We start from the raw sequence: 14527 nt of genomic DNA on the forward strand, positions 1-14527 counted from the left end.
CGGCGCAAACAAGGACGCAAGGCTGGTGGCAATAGTCGAGCAGGACCGCGCAGGCGGCAAGCGCAACAAGCGAACCGGCGCAAAAGCGCCCATTTCCGCTCATCCCGCCTTTGCCGTGATCGTGGCGCTGTGGTTCGCCGCGCTGCTTGGCATCGGCAGCCTGATCCTGCCCATCGCAGTTATCGAGAGACTGGTGGTCGCTTCCGGCCTGCCCTCGATTCTCTCCGCCGCTCAGCCCCCGCTTGGCTTCACCGCGCGCGCCGGGATCGCGCTTGCCGCCACCGTTGCAGGGGGCATAATCGGCCTGATCGTCGCACTGCAGGTCGCCCGCTCACACCGAACCGCCATCGCGAACCGCTCCACCAACCCGTCCGATCTGATTCGCCGTCCGCCGGTCAACGCCCATGCCGAACTTGGCAGCGAAGGGTTCGACGGCAACGGCACCTCGCGCCGCCGCGCGCTGTCGCTGGCCGCAGACGAAGCTGACGAGACGGCAAAACAGGTTCACGAGTTCCGCGAGGCAGCACAGCCGCAGCCGCAGCCGCAGGATCTTGAACTCGACGATACGCTGGCACTGGAAAACGCCCTGCCCCCGGCAGCGGACCTGTCCGCACCCGCCCCGCTGCGGTTTGCGGAACCCGCCTTCGAGGTCGTGCCGGGCGATGCGACCGACGAGCACGCATTGGCCGACCAAGAGGTGTTCGCAGCCGATGGTGATGAGGACTTCGTTCATAACGAAGAGCCGACCCCGGTCCCGTTTGCCCAGCCCGCCTCGTTCGCTCAGCCCTTCGAGGCCGACGCGGCCGAGCCGCAGCCCGAATCGCCCGAGCCGCTGGCGGAGGAGCAGCGATCGGTCTTCTCGTCTCCGGCCATGGCGCGCCCCGCCACGCGTGCAGAGCGCGAAGATCTGGCCGAACTCGGCCTGGTGCAGCTGGTACAGAAGCTCGAAGCCACGATCGAGAAGCATCGCGCCTGGCTGATCGAGAAGAACCAGCGCGCCGCCGAGGCTGCGGCAGACGACCTTCCCGAGCCCGCCAGCCTCGATACCGAAGAAGCCTTCGGCACCATCGCCCCAGACGAAGCCGCCCAGGCGCGCCAGGCCTATTTCGACGCCCCGGCTCCGGCCCCGCTTTCCGCCGACGATAACAGCGGCGAGAGCAAGGTCGAGGAAGATCAAGATCGCGATTCCTCGGCACGAGCCACGGCTGCCGACTCGCACCGCGCGCCCATCGCCTCGCTCGCCGCCTTTACCCCCGAGCATGACAATGAGGACGAAGACGATGAGGCTGCTGCCGCGCTCTCGGCAAGCTTTGCCATGCCCTTCGCCAGCCCTGCGGCAAAGCGGCAGGTGCTCGAGGCAAGTTCCGAAGCCGTGGCAGAAGCCGGGACCGGGAGCGAGGACGAAGGCAATGACAGCAACGAGTCCTTCGCCAGTCTAAAAGGCGATTTCGCCCAACGGCCACTGCGTGCGGTCCGTATTGAAGAGCCCGAATCCGAAGACGGCGAAGAAGCCGCAGTGGTCTTTCCCGGCCAGTCGGCCCGATCGTTCGATGCGCCCAAGGCGGTTTCGTCGGTTCCGCACCAGCCGCGCGAAACCGCGCCCACCGTCTCGAGTGAAGAGACCGATCAGGCGCTGCGCGAAGCCCTCCGCAACCTCCAGCGCATGGGCAAGGCGAGCTAGGCGCCGAAGCCTGACCGGAGGCGCCAAGGCGCGCGCCCCACTTGCAAAATTCGCTTCCTGTCGCCATGGGAACCCTTCGCGACATTTTCGTGCGGCCCGGTGCCCCTGAGATTCGCGTTTCGTTGCCGATGTAACCGGTGGCGAGGCGCGGGACCTAGGGTCGGGTCCAGACAGGAAGACTGACTTGACCAAGCTGACGCAGCGTCCCGATTTTCCCGAGAACCCCGATCTGCCCGCGGCGCAGGGCCTTTACGATTCCCGTAATGAGCATGACAACTGCGGCCTGGGCTTTGTCGCCCATATCAAGGGCGAGAAATCGCATGCGATCGTATCGCAGGCGCTGAAGATTCTCGAGAACATCGACCATCGCGGCGCGGTGGGCGCGGACCCGCTGCTGGGTGACGGCGCTGGCATCCTGATCCAGATTCCCGATCAGCTCTATCGCAAGTGGGCCGATGCCGAGGGCCTGACCCTGCCGCCTGCGGGCGACTATGCCGTGGCCATGTGCTTCCTGCCTTCGGACACCGAGGCGCGCGATTTCATCACCGGACAGTTCGAGAAGTTCGTGGCCAAGGAAGGCCAGCGCCTGATCGGCTGGCGCGAGGTGCCGACCACCACCACGGGCCTCGGCAAGGCCGTGCTCGATTCGATGCCGGTGATCCGTCAGTGCTTTATCGCGCGCGGCGACAACTGCCCCGATCAGGATGCGTTCGAGCGCAAGCTGATCGTGATCCGCAAGCAGACCCAGAACCCGCTCAAGGATCTGGCCGCCAAGCACGACATGCCCGGCCTGCTCAAGCTCTACATGCCGAGCTTTTCGAGCCGCACCGTGGTCTACAAGGGCCTGCTGCTCGCAAACCAGGTCGAATCGTTCTACGACGACCTGCGCGATCCCGATTGCCTTTCGGCGCTCGGCCTCGTTCACCAGCGTTTCTCGACCAACACTTTCCCCAGCTGGCGTCTGGCCCAGCCGTTCCGCCTGATCGCGCACAACGGCGAGATCAACACCGTGCGCGGCAACGTGAACTGGATGAACGCGCGCCGCCGCACCATGGAAAGCGACCTGCTCGGCGCCGACCTCGACAAGCTGTGGCCGATCGTGCCGCACGGCCAGTCGGACACCGCCTGTCTCGATAACGCGCTCGAGCTGCTGCTGCTGGGCGGCTATTCGCTCGCCCACGCGATGATGATGCTGGTGCCGGAGGCATGGTCGCGCGATCCGAACATGGACCCCGAGCGCCGCGCATTCTACGAATACCACGCCGCGCTGATGGAACCGTGGGACGGCCCCGCCGCGCTTGCCTTCACCGATGGCCGCCAGATCGCCGGCATGCTTGATCGCAACGGCCTGCGCCCGGCGCGCTATTGCGTGACCAAGGACGATATCGTCTGCCTCGCTTCGGAAAGCGGCGTGCTGCCGTTCGCCGAGGAAGACATCGTGCGCAAGTGGCGGCTGCAGCCGGGCCGCATGCTGCTGATCGACCTCGATGAAGGCCGCATCATCGAAGATGAAGAGCTGAAGGCGCAGCTGGCCGGGGAAGAGCCCTATGCCGAGTGGCTGCAAAAGGCGCAGTACAACCTGAAGGATCTCGAAGCGATCGAGACCGATCAGGACGCGGTGCGCGCAGCCGATGAAACGCTGCTCAACCGGCAGCAGGCTTTCGGCTACACGCAGGAAGACATCAGCCGCTTCCTCGAACCGATGGCCGTCAATGGCGACGACCCGATCGGCTCGATGGGCACCGACACCCCGATTGCCGTGCTCTCGAAGAAGAGCCGCCTGCTTTACGACTATTTCAAGCAGAACTTTGCGCAGGTGACGAACCCGCCGATCGACCCGATTCGCGAAGAGCTGGTGATGAGCCTGCTCTCGATGATCGGCCCGCGCCCGAACCTGCTCGGCCATGAGGCGGGTACGCACAAGCGGCTCGAGATCGATCAGCCGATCCTGACCAACGCCGATATGGAGAAGATCCGCTCGGTCGAATCGAGCCTGGATGGCGCATTCCGCACCGAAACGATCGACATCACCTGGCCCGCCAAGAAGGGCGCCAAGGGCCTGCGCATGGCGATCAAGGAAATGTGCTGGGCCGCCACCGAAGCGGTGCTGCAGGACAGGAACATCCTGATCCTGTCCGACCGCGCGGCCAGCTCCGACCGCATCCCCATGCCTGCGCTGCTGGCGACGGCGGCCGTTCACCAACACCTCGTGCGGCAGGGCCTGCGCATGCAGACCGGGCTCGTGGTCGAGACCGGCGAGGCGCGCGAAGTGCATCACTTCTGCGTGCTGGCGGGCTATGGCGCGGAAGCGATCAACCCCTACCTCGCCTTCGAGACGATGGATGCCTTACGCGCCGAGAAGTTCCCGCACCTGTCCGAAAAGGACGTGCAGAAGAACTACATCAAGGCCATCGGCAAGGGCATCCAGAAGGTCATGTCCAAGATGGGCATCTCGACCTACCAGTCCTATTGCGGTGCACAGATTTTCGATGCTGTGGGCCTGAACACGGCCTTCATCGACAAGTACTTCACCGGCACCGCCACCACCATCGAAGGCATCGGCCTTGCGCAGGTGGCGGAAGAGACCGTGCTGCGCCACGCGGCGGCCTTCGGTGACAACCCGATCTATCGCAACATGCTCGATGTGGGCGGCATCTACCAGTATCGCCTGCGCGGCGAGGACCATGCCTGGACGCCCGCCAACGTCGCCAACCTGCAGCACGCGGTGCGCGGCAACCAGCCTTCGGAATACAAGCGCTTCGCCGACTCGATCAACGAGCAGTCCGAACGCCTGCTGACGATCCGCGGCCTGATGGAACTGAAGAAGGCGGAAACGCCGCTCGACCTGTCCGAGGTCGAACCGGCCGAGGAAATCGTCAAGCGCTTCGCCACCGGCGCGATGAGCTACGGCTCGATCAGCTGGGAAGCGCACACCACGCTGGCTGCGGCGATGAACGCGATCGGCGGCAAGTCGAACACCGGCGAAGGCGGCGAAGATCCGCGCCGCTTCAAGCCGATGGAAGACGGCACCAACCTGCGCTCGGCGATCAAGCAGGTCGCTTCGGGCCGCTTCGGGGTGACCACGGAATATCTGGTCAACGCCGACGACATCCAAATCAAGATGGCCCAGGGTGCAAAGCCCGGCGAAGGCGGCCAGCTGCCCGGCCACAAGGTCGACAAGACCATCGGCGCGACCCGGCACTCGACGCCGGGCGTGGGCCTGATCTCGCCGCCGCCGCACCACGACATCTACTCGATCGAGGATCTGGCCCAGCTGATCCACGACTTGAAGAACACCAATCCGAAGGCGCGCATCTCGGTGAAGCTCGTCTCCGAAGTGGGCGTGGGCACCGTGGCTGCGGGCGTCTCGAAGGCGCGCGCGGACCACATCACCATCTCGGGCTACGAGGGCGGCACCGGCGCTTCGCCGCTGACTTCGCTGACCCATGCGGGCAGCCCGTGGGAGATCGGCCTTGCCGAAACGCAGCAGACGCTGCTGCTCAACGATCTGCGCAGCCGCGTTGCGGTGCAGGTCGACGGCGGCCTGCGCACCGGGCGCGATGTCGCCATCGGCGCGCTGCTGGGTGCCGACGAGTTCGGCTTCGCCACGGCTCCGCTGATCGCGGCAGGCTGCATCATGATGCGCAAGTGCCACCTCAACACCTGCCCGGTGGGCGTGGCCACGCAGAACCCCGAGCTGCGCAAGCGCTTCGTGGGCCAGCCCGAGCATGTCATCAACTACTTCTTCTTCGTCGCCGAAGAGCTGCGCCAGATCATGGCCGAGATGGGCTTCCGTACGATCGACGAGATGGTCGGTCGGGTCGACCGGATCGACATGAACCGCGCCATCCGCCACTGGAAGGCGAGCGGCGTGGACCTCTCGAAGCTGCTGCACACGGTCGAACTGCCCGAGGGCAAGAGCCTGTTCCACACCACCGGGCAGGATCACGGCCTCGAAAAGGCGCTCGACATCGAGCTGATCGAGGCAGCTCGTCCTGCGATTGACGAGGGCAAGGTGCTTTCGCTCGAATCGAAGATCTGCAACGTCAACCGCACCGTCGGCGCCATGCTTTCCGGTGAGATTGCCCGTGCGCATGGCCACAAGGGTCTCGACGCCGAGCAGCTGCGCATCACTTTCACCGGCACTGCCGGGCAGAGCTTCGCCGCCTGGCTTGCCCATGGCGTCACGCTCGATCTGATTGGCGACAGCAACGACTATGTCGGCAAGGGCCTGTCGGGTGGCCGCGTGATCGTGCGCCAGCCGGAGGGCACTGGCCGCGTGGCCGCTGAAAACATCATCGTCGGCAACACCGTTCTGTTCGGCGCCATCGCGGGCGAGGCCTATTTCAACGGCGTCGGCGGCGAACGCTTCGCGGTGCGCAACTCGGGCGCCGTGGCGGTGGTCGAGGGCACGGGCGATCATGGCTGCGAATACATGACCGGCGGCGTGGTCTGCGTGCTCGGCAAGACCGGGCGCAACTTTGCAGCCGGCATGAGCGGCGGCATTGCCTACGTCTACGACGACGACGGCACCTTCGCCGAGCGCTGCAACATGGCGCAGGTCGAACTGCTGCCGATCAGCGCCGCTCCGAGCGAGGAGGAAGGCACCGGGCGCCCCGCCCAGCGGCCGACCAGCGTGACCGACTACGGCATGGGCGATCCGCTCTACCACGATGCCGAGCGGCTGCGCATTCTGCTCGAACGCCACAAGCTCCACACCGGTTCGGCACGTGCGACCGAGCTGCTTGAGGATTGGGACAATGCACTTGGCAAGTTCAAGAAGGTGATGCCGGTGGACTACCGCCGCGCCCTGAAGCAACTGGAAGCCGAGCGCGCCGAAGCCGCCAGCGTCGCGGCCGAATAAGGGTACTACGAAGATGGGCAAGGAAACCGGCTTTCTCGAAGTCGACCGTCAGGATCGCACCTATGCCGATCCCAAGGAACGGCTGACGCACTACCGCGAATTCGTCATCCCGCATGACGAGGACAAGCTGCAATTGCAGGCCTCGCGCTGCATGAACTGCGGCATTCCCTACTGTCACAATGGTTGCCCGGTGAACAACATCATCCCGGACTGGAACCACCTCGTCTACGAGGGTGACTGGCAGAATGCGCTCGAAGTGCTGCACTCGACCAACAACTTCCCCGAATTCACCGGCCGCGTATGCCCCGCTCCGTGCGAGGCGAGCTGCACGCTCAACATCACCAACGAACCGGTGACGATCAAGTCGATCGAATGCGCGATTGTCGACCGTGGGTGGAAGGAAGGCTGGATCCAGCCGCAGCCGCCCAAGGAGAAGACCGGCAAGAGCGTCGCCGTGGTCGGCTCCGGCCCTGCTGGCATGGCCTGCGCGCAGCAGCTTGCCCGCGCCGGGCACTCGGTCACCTTGTTCGAGAAGTCCGACCGGATCGGCGGCCTGATGCGCTATGGCATCCCCGACTTCAAGATGGAGAAGTCGCTGATTAACCGCCGCGCGGTCCAGATGGAAGCCGAAGGGGTGACCCTGCGTACCTCCACTGAGGTTGGCGTGGACGTGTCGATGAAGTCGCTGAAGGAAAACTTCGACGCCATCGTGCTCTCGGGTGGTGCGGAAGATGCGCGTCCGTTGCAGATCCCCGGCGCCGAGCTGCCTGGCGTGCGCCTTGCGATGGAGTTTCTCACGCAGCAGAACAAGCGCGTGGCGGGCGACAGCGAAGAGCGCGCCGCACCGCGCGGCTCGCTCACCGCGACCGGCAAGCACGTGATCGTGATCGGCGGCGGCGACACCGGTTCCGACTGTGTCGGCACCTCGAACCGGCAGGGCGCGGCTTCGGTCACGCAGATCGAGATCATGCCCAAGCCGCCCGAGATGGAGGATAAACTGCTCACCTGGCCCGACTGGCCGATGAAGCTGCGCACCTCGAGCAGCCACGAAGAAGGCGTCGACCGCGACTGGGCCGTGCTGACCAAGGAAGTGGTCGGCGAAGACGGCAAGGTTACGGGCCTGAAGTGCGTGCGCGCCGACTGGTCGAACGGCAAGCTCGAAGAGGTGCCAGATAGCGAGTTCGTGCTGAAGGCGGACCTGATCCTGCTGGCGATGGGCTTTGTGGGTCCGCGCAAGGCGGGCGTGGTCGAGCAGTCGGGCGTGAAGCTGACCGAGCGCGGCAATGTCGATGCCGATACGGTGGCCTATCGCACCAGCGACGAGCAGATCTGGGCCTGCGGCGATATGCGGCGCGGTCAGAGCCTCGTAGTCTGGGCGATCCGTGAGGGCCGCCAGTGCGCGGCGAGCGTGGACGAAGCACTGATGGGCGCGACCGAGCTGCCGCGTTGATTTAGCCTATCCCTCGGCCCGCACGCGATGCGGGCCGGGGAACGAAGATAGCCCAGCCCCAGGTCAAGCCCGGGGCGACGATGGGGTGGTGGGTACCCGTTCGTCCTGAGGAGGGCACGAAGCCGCAGGCTGAGCGCCCGTCTCGAAGGACAGGCGTAATCGCACTTTCCTACACAGCCCTCACCGGGTCACAAAGAGCACATGACCAGCTCCGCCCAAGCCCCGCAAAGTGTCAACTTCGGCGGACGACACCAAGCATCTGATAATGCGCATATTTCTACTCAATCCAGCCCGCGCAGCCTGTCAACTTCATCAACCAGCGGGCAAACGCCAGTCCACGGCCCCGCGCCCATGCTCCTCCAGAAATTGATTCGCCCGGCTGAACGGTTTCGACCCGAAGAACCCGCGATAGGCGGACAGCGGGCTCGGATGCGGGCTCTTGATCAGCAGGTGCGGCCCGCCCTCTCGCAGCGCCGAAATCCGCGCGGCCTTGCCCTGCGCATGGCTGCCCCACAGGATGAACACACAAGGCTCCTCACGCTCGGCGACAGCGGCAACGCAGACATCGGTGATCGCCTCCCAGCCCTTCCCCGCGTGGCTGCCCGCCTTGCCATTCTCCACTGTCAGAGTGTTGTTGAGCAACAGCACCCCCTGCCGTGCCCAGCTTTCGAGGTTGCCCCCCGCAGCGGGCGCAATGCCAAGATCGTCGGCCAGTTCGGCATAGATGTTCCTGAGCGAGGGCGGCAGCGCCACCCCGTCCTGCACCGAAAAGCACAGGCCATGCGCCTGTCCCGGCCCATGGTAGGGGTCTTGCCCGAGGATCACGACCTTCACTTCTTCCAGCGGCGTCAGCTCAAGCGCGCGCAAACGGGTGCCGCGCGGCGGATAGATCGCCTTGCCCGCCTCCTCCTCGGCGCGCAGCCAGCCGCCGAGCTTGCGCGCAGCGGGCTGCGAAAGGACCGGATCGAGCACCTTGGCCCAGCTTGCGGGAACTGTATCGGACATGCCACGCAGACTAGGCAAGCGGCCAGCCCGCCGCCAGCGGCTCTTTCCCTCTATCCCCGATGCGCCTAAGGGCCGAGCCATGACTGTCTATTTCCACGAGGAAGACCTGCCGGACGGCACCTTTGCCGATCTCGCGCCCGACCACCCGCTCGCCGTCGACACCGAGACGATGGGCCTCGTCACCGCGCGTGACCGCCTGTGCGTGGTCCAGATCAGCGATGGCAATGGCGACGAGCACCTCGTCCGCTTCAGGAACGGCAGCAGCTACGATGCGCCGAACCTCAAACGCGTGCTGGCTGACCCGGGCCGGGTGAAGATCTACCACTTCGCCCGCTTCGACCTCGCCGCGATAGAGCACTATCTCGGGGTGGAAGCAGGCCCGGTGTTCTGCACTAAGATCGCCTCCAAGCTGACCCGCACATACACTGATCGCCACGGGTTGAAGAACCTCGTCAACGAGCTGCTCGGCGAGGATATGTCGAAGCAGCAACAAAGCTCCGACTGGGGCGCGGACACGATCACGGATGCGCAGCGCGAGTATGCGGCATCGGACGTGCGCTTCCTCCACCGCATGCGCGAGATCCTGATTACGCGGCTCGAACGCGAGGGCAGGCTTGAAATGGCGCAGGCGGCTTACGATTTCCTACCTACGCGCGCCCGGCTTGATCTGGCCGGCTGGGCGGAGAAGGACATCTTCAGCCACGAGTAAGGCGCCCCGCACGAACCTTTCGTCATGACCAGCAGAGCCGACCGCATCCGCACCCGCCGCCAGGCTTTCGCCACCCCCGGCTCGCCGCTCGACAAGATCGTGCGGGTGCTGGCATTGGGCCTGCCCGCGCTGGTGGGCATGATCGCAGCGATGATGCTGATCACCCCGCTTTCCCCACGCGGAGAGGTGAGCTTCCTGCTCGACCGCAACAAGGTGGCGGTGGCTGAGGATCGCCTGCGCGTAAACAACGCGATGTACCGCGGCGAAGACGATCAGGGCCGCCCCTTCTCACTGACCGCGGGCAGCGCGGTGCAGGAAAGCAATTCTCTGCCCTTGGTGCAACTGCAGGATCTGACCGCCCGCATCGTCCTGCCCGAGGGCCCTGCCGTGCTGAGCGCGCCGGGCGCGCGCTATGATATCGACGACGAAGTGGTGGCTGTTCCCGGCATCGTCCGCTTCACCGCCGCCGATGGCTACGAAATAAGCGCGCGCAATGTCGCGATCAGCCTGAGCGAGCGGGTGATGACCGGCTCGGGCAGGGTGAGCGGTGTGATCCCCGCCGGCAACTTCAGCGCCGACCGCGTTCGCGCCGATCTTGTCGCACGCACGCTGTTGCTCTCGGGCAACGCACGCATGCGGATGGTGCCGGGCAAGCTGCGCCTGCCAAATGCCGTGCGATCGAGTGCGGCACGATGAGGAGTTGCCAATGGCGCAAGATGGCGTATCGAACCCGGCCATGACCAAGACGCGTCCATCCTTGCGCAAGCTGGCGCTCCAGGGCCTTGCCGCCGGCGCTTTGGCCGGAGCGACGGGGGCCCTGGCCTTTTCCTCGATTGCCGGGGCGCAGTCGCTGGGATCGTTCGACTCGAACCAGCCGGTGAGCTTCGGCGCCGACCGGATCGAACTGCAGGACCGGCAGAACCGCGTGGTTCTGTCGGGCTCGGTCGAGATCACGCAGGGCGACCTGCGGCTGACCGCGCAGCGCACCACCATCGCCTACAATGATACCAACCAGCTCACGATCCAGCGCCTCGATGCAAGCGGCAACGTGGTCGTGACACGCGGCAACGAGCGCGCGCGCGGCGATGCCGGAGTTTACGACTTCAACCGCAAGACGATCGTGCTGTCGGGCAATGTCGGCCTCAACCGCAGCGGCGACAGCCTGAGCGGCGGTCGGCTGGTGATCGATCTCGACTCTGGCCTGTCGAGCGTGGACGGTAGCGGCGCGGCGACCAGCGATCGACCTGGCGGGCGTGTCTCGGGGACTTTTGCAGTTCCCGATTGATTGGGGCCTGGTGCGATACCGGCAGCCTTCTAGTGATGCTTACCTACCAGGCGGCGACACCCCTTGGCCCGAAGCAAAACTGCTGTACTGAACGGGATTAAACCCGCCTCGAGGTGGCGCAGAAAAGCTGAAACAAGGTATGATGGACATCGCGCGCAAAGGAATAATTCTTGCCGGGGGCTCCGGAACACGGCTCTATCCGCTCACACGCGGCGTTTCGAAGCAGTTGATGCCGGTCTTCGACAAGCCGATGATTTACTATCCGCTGTCCACGCTGATGATGGCGGGCGTTCGCGATATCCTGATCATTACCACCCCAGAGGATCAGGATCAGTTCCGCCGGGTGCTGGGCGATGGCTCGGATTTCGGCATTGCGCTCAGCTATGCGGTGCAACCAGAGCCCGAAGGCCTCGCCCAAGCCTTCCATATCGGCGCGGACTTTGTCGGCAATCACCCCAGCGCTCTCGTGCTGGGCGACAACATTTTCTACGGCCATGGCCTCCCGCAATTGCTCGATAATGCTGCTGGGCGGACGAGCGGGGCGAGCGTATTTGCTTATCGTGTCAACGATCCGAAGGCTTATGGCGTAGTGGATTTCGACGCGAACGGCGTCGCCTCATCGCTGGAAGAAAAGCCCGCGCAGCCAAAATCGAACTATGCCGTTACGGGCCTCTATTTCTACGACAACACTGTGGTCGAGCGCGCCCGCGACCTCAAGCCTTCGCCGCGCGGAGAGCTGGAGATCACCGATCTCAATCGCCTCTACCTCGATGACGGAGCCCTGTCGGTGGAGATCATGGGCCGCGGCTTCGCCTGGCTCGACACCGGCACCCACGGCTCGCTGCTCGATGCTGCCACATACGTTCGGATCACTGAAGAACGTCAGGGCCTGAAAATCTGCTGCCCAGAGGAAATCGCCTGGCGACAAGGCTTCATCGACGACGCCAAGCTGGAGGCGATCGCCGCACCCCTGAAGAAGTCGGGCTACGGCGAATATCTGCTGGCTCTGCTGCGCGACAGGCGGGCCCGATGATCATTACCGAATGCGATATCGCCGGCCCGCTGATTATCGAGCCGAAGGTGTTCGGCGACGAACGCGGGTTCTTCATGGAAAGCTGGAACGCCGCGAAATTTACCGAAGCAGGGCTCGACATCGCCTTCGTGCAGGACAACCACTCGCGCTCGCAAAAAGGCGTGCTACGCGGGATGCACTTCCAGAATCCTGGTCCGCAGGGCAAGCTCGTGCGGGTGGTCAGCGGCGCGGTGTTCGATGTGGCGGTCGACCTCAGGCGCTCCTCCCCCACCTTCGGCAAGTGGACCGGCGTGGAACTCTCGGCCGAGAACAAGCGCATGTTCTGGGTGCCGCAGGGCTTTGCCCACGGGTTCCTCACGCTCGAGGACAACACCGACTTTCTCTACAAGTGCGATGCCCCCTATGCCCCGCAACACGAACACTCGCTGGCCTGGGACGACCTTGAGGTCGGCATTGAATGGCCGCTCGATGGCATCGCGGTCCAGCTTTCTGCGAAGGACGCCAAGGGTACGCCCTTAAGCGATGTGGAGGCCTTTGCGTGAAAGTCCTGATTACCGGGGCCAACGGCCAGCTGGGGCGCAGCCTGATCGCCACCGCTCCCGCCGAGGCCGACCTGCACCCGTTCACGCGCGACGACTGCGACCTTGCCGATGCCAGCGCTATCGCCGCGCTGGTGGAGCAGGTCGGCCCCGATCTGGTGATCAACGCCGCCGCCTATACTGCCGTAGACAAGGCCGAGAGCGACGAGGGCACGGCACGCGCGATCAATGCCGAAGCGGTCGCCGCGCTCGTTGCCGCGCACCGGGGCAAGCTGGTCCACGTCTCGACCGACTTCGTGTTCGACGGCATGGCGAGCCGCGCCTACCGGCCCGACGACAGCCGCAACCCGATCTCCGCCTACGGACGCAGCAAGGCCGAGGGCGAGGACCACCTGCGCAGCAGCGACCTGCTCGTGCGCACGGCCTGGGTCTACACCGCATGCGGCGCCAACTTCGTGCGCACCATGCTGCGCCTGATGGCGGAAAAGCCCGCGCTGAACGTGGTGACCGATCAGATCGGCGCGCCGACCTGGGCTCCCGGCCTCGCCCGCACCATCTGGGGGCTGGTCGCCAAGGACGCCAGCGGCACCTTCCACCACAGCGATGCCGGGGTGGCGAGCTGGTATGACTTCGCCGTCGCCATTCAGGAGGAAGCGCTCGCCCTCGGCCTCTTGGAGGCGTCGATCCCGATCACCCCGATCCCCACCAGCGCCTACCCCACTCCGGCCAAGCGGCCCGCCTTCTCGCTGCTCGACTGCAGCAAGACACGCGACCTGCTTGGCGATGGCCACACCCACTGGCGCACCCATCTGCGCACTATGCTCAAAGAGGAAGCGTCGCATGTCTGAGATTCTCGTCACCGGCGGCGCGGGCTTTATCGGCGCAAACTTCGTACACCACTGGCGCAAGACGCACCCTGACGACACCGTCTGCGTGCTCGACCTGCTAACCTATGCCGGCAACCCCGCCAACCTCGATGGGCTCGACGGCGTCGATCTGGTGGTGGGCGACATCCGCGACACCGCGCTGGTTGAAAGCCTGCTGCGCGATCGAAAGATCGACCGGCTCGTCCACTTCGCCGCCGAAACCCATGTCGACCGCTCGATCAGCGGGCCGGACGCCTTCATCAGCACCAATGTCGATGGCACCCATTCGCTGCTCAAAGCCGCCCGCACCGTGTGGCTCGACGAGGGGGCGGGCCGCCCGCACCGGTTCCACCATGTTTCAACCGACGAAGTCTATGGTTCGCTCGGCCCCGATGATCCAGCCTTCTGCGAGACCACGCCCTATGCCCCCAACTCGCCCTATTCGGCGAGCAAGGCGGCGAGCGACCACCTCGTACGCGCCTATCACCACACCTTCGGGCTTGAGACCACTACGAGCAATTGCTCGAACAACTATGGCTCCTATCAATTCCCGGAAAAGCTAATCCCGCTGTTCCTCATCAACTGCCTCGAGGGGCGCAGCCTGCCGATCTACGGCGACGGCATGAACGTGCGCGACTGGCTACACGTGGAAGACCATTGTCGCGGGATCGAGCTGGTGCTCCAAGGCGGCAAGCCGGGCGAGGTCTACAACATCGGCGGCGGTGAGGAACTGCCGAACATGACGGTGATCGACGCAATCTGCGCCACGGTCGACCGCGCTTTTGCCGACATCGACGGGCTGGCCGAGCTTTATCCCGATGCACCCGCTGCCAGCGGCAAGGCAACGAGCGACCTCAAGAGATTCGTGACAGACCGCGCGGGCCACGACCGGCGCTACGCTGTCGATTGCGGCAAGATCGAGCGAGAACTGGGCTACCGCCCGCACAACAGCTTTGCAGAAGGGTTTGCCGCCACGCTTGCCTGGTATCTCGCCAACGAGGACTGGTGGCGGGCGCTGTTGCAGCGGTGATCTTCACGAGCCGGATGCAGATGGAGCCGCATTGCCAAGGCCCGGCTGAATTGGCACGAGGGTGG

11 protein-coding genes are annotated in these 14527 nt (G+C 65.0%); 10 read left to right on the top strand and 1 reads right to left on the bottom strand.

Annotated elements, in window-relative coordinates:
- Positions 1 to 25 precede the first annotated feature (25 nt).
- The 3 genes from ABDJ38_RS12950 to ABDJ38_RS12960 all read left to right on the top strand — a co-directional run bounded on the left by ABDJ38_RS12950 (position 26) and on the right by ABDJ38_RS12960 (position 7995).
- Entirely contained in the window at positions 26 to 1681 is a 1656-nt protein-coding gene (locus tag ABDJ38_RS12950; RefSeq protein WP_346785537.1) for a hypothetical protein, read from the top strand.
- Between the two features lie 184 nt (positions 1682 to 1865).
- Positions 1866 to 6545, top strand: coding sequence for a glutamate synthase large subunit (gene gltB / locus ABDJ38_RS12955; protein ID WP_346785538.1), 4680 nt, complete (start codon positions 1866 to 1868; stop codon positions 6543 to 6545).
- A gap of 13 nt (positions 6546 to 6558) precedes the next feature.
- On the top strand, positions 6559 to 7995 hold the full coding sequence (locus tag ABDJ38_RS12960) for a glutamate synthase subunit beta (RefSeq protein ID WP_346785539.1): 1437 nt from the start codon (positions 6559 to 6561) through the stop codon (positions 7993 to 7995).
- A 312-nt stretch (positions 7996 to 8307) separates the two neighbouring features.
- Here ABDJ38_RS12960 and ung read toward each other — a convergent pair whose 3' ends face one another.
- Positions 8308 to 9000, bottom strand: a complete 693-nt coding sequence (ung, locus tag ABDJ38_RS12965; protein ID WP_346785540.1) for a uracil-DNA glycosylase — start codon at positions 8998 to 9000, stop codon at positions 8308 to 8310.
- A 79-nt stretch (positions 9001 to 9079) separates the two neighbouring features.
- On the opposite strand from ung, the gene ABDJ38_RS12970 reads away from it, so the two are divergent.
- The 7 genes from ABDJ38_RS12970 (at position 9080) to rfbB (ending at position 14462) form a co-directional block, all read left to right on the top strand.
- On the top strand, positions 9080 to 9709 hold the full coding sequence (locus ABDJ38_RS12970; RefSeq protein ID WP_346785541.1) for a ribonuclease D: 630 nt from the start codon (positions 9080 to 9082) through the stop codon (positions 9707 to 9709).
- Positions 9710 to 9733: 24 nt separating this feature from the next.
- Positions 9734 to 10405, top strand: coding sequence for an LPS export ABC transporter periplasmic protein LptC (locus ABDJ38_RS12975; RefSeq protein ID WP_346785542.1), 672 nt, complete (start codon positions 9734 to 9736; stop codon positions 10403 to 10405).
- A gap of 10 nt (positions 10406 to 10415) precedes the next feature.
- Positions 10416 to 10994: an LptA/OstA family protein gene (locus ABDJ38_RS12980; RefSeq protein ID WP_346785543.1), complete on the top strand. Its 579-nt coding sequence runs from the start codon at positions 10416 to 10418 to the stop codon at positions 10992 to 10994.
- Between the two features lie 139 nt (positions 10995 to 11133).
- On the top strand, positions 11134 to 12027 hold the full coding sequence (gene rfbA, locus ABDJ38_RS12985) for a glucose-1-phosphate thymidylyltransferase RfbA (protein ID WP_346785544.1): 894 nt from the start codon (positions 11134 to 11136) through the stop codon (positions 12025 to 12027).
- The gene (rfbC, locus tag ABDJ38_RS12990; protein WP_346785545.1) at positions 12024 to 12569 is read left to right on the top strand and encodes a dTDP-4-dehydrorhamnose 3,5-epimerase; all 546 of its coding nucleotides are present in this window, start codon (positions 12024 to 12026) and stop codon (positions 12567 to 12569) included. The genes rfbA and rfbC overlap by 4 nt, the downstream gene beginning before the upstream one ends.
- Positions 12566 to 13414 (top strand): dTDP-4-dehydrorhamnose reductase, encoded by an 849-nt coding sequence (gene rfbD, locus ABDJ38_RS12995; RefSeq protein ID WP_346785546.1) that lies wholly within the window; start codon positions 12566 to 12568, stop codon positions 13412 to 13414. Before rfbC ends, rfbD begins: the two co-directional genes overlap by 4 nt.
- Positions 13407 to 14462: a dTDP-glucose 4,6-dehydratase gene (gene rfbB, locus ABDJ38_RS13000; protein ID WP_346785547.1), complete on the top strand. Its 1056-nt coding sequence runs from the start codon at positions 13407 to 13409 to the stop codon at positions 14460 to 14462. The genes rfbD and rfbB overlap by 8 nt, the downstream gene beginning before the upstream one ends.
- The last annotated feature ends 65 nt before the right edge of the window (positions 14463 to 14527 follow it).

This window comes from Aurantiacibacter flavus (genome assembly GCF_039710615.1).
In the GTDB taxonomy this organism is placed as follows: Bacteria; Pseudomonadota; Alphaproteobacteria; order Sphingomonadales; family Sphingomonadaceae; genus Alteraurantiacibacter; species Alteraurantiacibacter flavus.